Source organism: Candidatus Eisenbacteria bacterium, assembly GCA_035712145.1.
In the GTDB taxonomy this organism is placed as follows: Bacteria; Eisenbacteria; RBG-16-71-46; order RBG-16-71-46; family RBG-16-71-46; genus DASTBI01.
In genome coordinates this window covers 1-3245 of sequence record DASTBI010000007.1, presented here as the reverse complement: position 1 = coordinate 3245, position 3245 = coordinate 1, and the positions used below count along the sequence as shown (strand labels likewise).

The following is a 3245-nucleotide window of genomic DNA, read 5'->3' as shown; positions in this document are numbered from 1 at the left end:
ATCACGGCCACCTTCGGCGAATACCGGCGCGGGCATTTTCATGCCGGCACCGACTTCTCCACGGAGCGTCACATCGGCAAGCCGGTCTACGCGCCGGCCAGCGGCGAGGTGCAACGGGTGCAGTCGTCGGGCTCGGGGTTCGGCAACAACCTGATGATCCGCACTCGCGACGGTCGCAGCATCCTGCTCGCGCATCTCGACGCGTTCGACGAGCCGATCGCCTCGTATCTCGCGGCGGTCCAGGAGTCGACCGGCCGTTACGACCAGACGCTCCAGCCCGAGCCTGGACGGTTTCCGGTCACGGCGGGCCAGCGCGTGGCGTGGAGCGGCGAGAGCGGCGCGGGCCCGCCCCACCTCCATATGGAGATCCGCTTCGGCGACCTGGCGTACAACCCGCTGCGCTTCGGGCTGTCGGTGCCCGACAGCTCGGCGCCTCTGCTCCATCGCGTGATCCTCGAGCCGCTCGACGACTCCTCGTACGTGCGCGGCAGCGCTGCGCCGCGCACGCTCGTGCTCGGGCCTGGGCTCGACACGGTCGTGGTGCAGGGACGCGTGCGGGCATGGGCCGCGGTGACCGATGGCGTGAGCAGCGGATCGCGCGTGGCGCCCTACACGGTGGGCCTCGACTGGGATGGAAAACAGGTGGAGTGCCGCTTCGACCGCATCGCCTGGGATGATCAGATGCCCGCGGTGGACTGGGTCTACGACGGCGCGGGACGGGTGGGATTCTGGAAACCGATCGCGCTGTGGTTCGGCGCCGATTACCGGCCGGCGATGATGCGCTCGTCGTCACAAGGTCCGATCGCCGGCGTGCTCGCGGTCGGCCCGGGGGATCCGCCGCGCATGCTCACGCTCCGGGCCGCCGACGCCGCGGGCAACGGGACGGAGCGGCGGCTGGTGCTCAGGCCTCCACGGGCCGGCGAGACCTTCCCCGCCACGGCCGCGCGCGGGCGGCCGGCTCGACGCTTCGAGCTGATGCCGGTCGACGGACCGTTCGTGCGCGTCCGCTTCTCCGGCGCGCCGGTCGGCTCGCGTGAGGTGATGGTCGGGCTCGAAGGCAAGTCGCAGGCGCTGAGGCCGGCGAGCCCCGACGGCAATCGGTGGGTGGCCGTGGTGCGCGTGCCGCTCGGCGCCTCGTCGTTCGTCGCCACCGGACGCACCGCGTCCGGACCCTGGGAGGAACGAGAGCCGGTCCGCATCGTTCCGGTCTCGGCGCAGCAGGAGGCCGTGCTCTCCGCCGAGCGCGATTCGTCGTCGTTCGCCTTCACCATTCCCGAGCGCGCCGTGTTCGCGTCGACCTTCCTCGTGGTCGACACGCTGGGCACGCCGGCCGCGACCACCGGGCTCGCTCCGCGCAGCGCGGCCTTCGAAGTGGGACCGGCGACGCTGCCGATCCTGCGTCCGGCGCGCGTCGAGCTGAGCCACCGCGGCGCGAAGAACGGCGGCGAGCTGTACCGACTGCGCGGCGGATGGGCGGCGCTCAGCTCGGGAAGCGACAGCGAAGACAGCGGCAGTGAGCTTGGCGGCAGCGAGGCCTCGGCCAGCGTTCGCGGGCTCGGACGCTTCGCGATGTTCGAGGATCAGGCGGCGCCGCGCGTCGGTCCCGTGCGGCAGGCGCGCATTCCCACGCCGGCGCCGAATGCGTGGTCGTTGCGCTGCTCGGTGAGCGACCGTGGATCGGGCATCGATCCATCGCAGACTCGCTTCGAGATCGACGGCCGGCGCGTGCCCTCCGAGTGGGACCCCGAGCGCGCCACGCTGCGCTGGCGCCCGCGACAGCGCCCGGCGGCGGGCTCGCATGATTACGTCGTGGTCGCGGTCGATCGCGCCGGTCACGAGACGCGCGCCAGCGGAAAGTTCGTGGTGCGCTGAGCGTCAGAGCGTCGCCGGAGCCTCCGCCGCATCGAGGCTCGCCAACGCCAGACTCAGCGCCTGCTCGGCTTCGATCGCACGTCCTGCCTGGTATTCGCGCTCGGCCGCCTCCTCGCCGAGATGCACACCGCACTCCTTCCGGCACCGCTCGCGTTCCTTCCACCAGACGTCCTGCTCGTCGAACACCAGGCCGATCCGCTCGAGCACGAGATCGGCCGCCCCGAGCCACCGCACGCAGTCCGCGAAACGCCCTTCCAGCGTGGCCAGCTCGGCGGAGGCGAGCAAAGCCCCGCCGGCGCTGCTGTGACGAGCGCCGAGCGCGCCGAGCGTCGAGAGGCACTCGCGCAGATGACGGCGCGCGGAATCGGCGCGGCGGAGACGCGTGTCGATGAAGGCCATGGTCACCGAGAGCTGAGCCACGTTGTTGAGGTCGCCCGACTCGCGCGACAGATCCAGCGCTTCGCCGACCGCGCGGCCGGCGCTGTCGAGGTCCCCCTGGTTCCACGCCGCGGCGCCCAGATTGTTGAGCGTGGCGGCCAATCCGCGCCGATCGCCCAGCCTTCGGAACAGCCCCTGGGCTTCGTGCAGGTGCTTGGCCCCGGCGGCGAAGTCGCGGCGGGCGCTCGTCACCGCGCCAAGACCGCTGAGGCAGCGCGCCATTCCGAGCTCGTCTTCGTGGGCGCGGTAGATGACGAGCGCCTGCTCGAAGAATTCGTCGGCCCCTCTCTGACCTCCCGTGTCGGAGGCGATCAGCGCGGCGGCCGCGTAGAGCGCTCCCGCGCGAGCCAGGCCCGCCGACTCGGCGCCGGGCATCGCCAGGGCGCGTCGCACCGTCTCCAATCCGGTCCGGAGCCGCCCGCGCACGTTCCAGAAGCGCCACAGCGAGCCCGTGATGCGAAGCGCAGACTCGGCGCCCGCCGGCAAGGATGCGCAGTCTTCGACCGCAGCCATGAGGTTCTCGTGCTCGAGCTCGATTCGGTCGAGCCAGCGCGTCTGCTCGGGTCCGATCAGCGCAGGCCCGGCCTGCTGGGCCAGACCGACGAAGTGCTGCACCATGCGGCGGACCGCACCCGAGGCTTCGTCCTCACAGGTGAGCAGATTCTGGAGCGCCAATTGGCGCACCGGCTCCAGGTAGCGGTATCGCGCCTCTTCGCCGCGGCTCTCCGCCACCACCAGCGAGCGGTGGACCAGGCCGTCGATCGCATCGAGGGCTTCGATCTCGTCGAGATCCAGCACGGCGGCCGCCGCCGGCAGATCCCAGCCACTCGCGAACACCGAGAGCGAGCAGAACGCGCGCCGAGCTGCCGGTCCCAGAGCGTCGACGCTCCACTCCAGCGTGGCGCGCAATGTGGCGTGACGCCGCGACGCCGGCA

At 71.8% G+C, this 3245-nt stretch carries 2 protein-coding genes; one reads left to right on the top strand and one right to left on the bottom strand.

What is annotated here, in order from left to right:
- Positions 1-1872 (top strand): M23 family metallopeptidase (locus VFQ05_00320; GenBank protein ID HET9325195.1); only part of this gene is annotated, 1872 nt, incomplete at its 5' end.
- 3 nt (positions 1873-1875) lie between these two features.
- Here the strand turns inward: VFQ05_00320 and VFQ05_00315 are convergent.
- Positions 1876-3245 (bottom strand): hypothetical protein (locus VFQ05_00315; GenBank protein ID HET9325194.1); only part of this gene is annotated, 1370 nt, incomplete at its 5' end.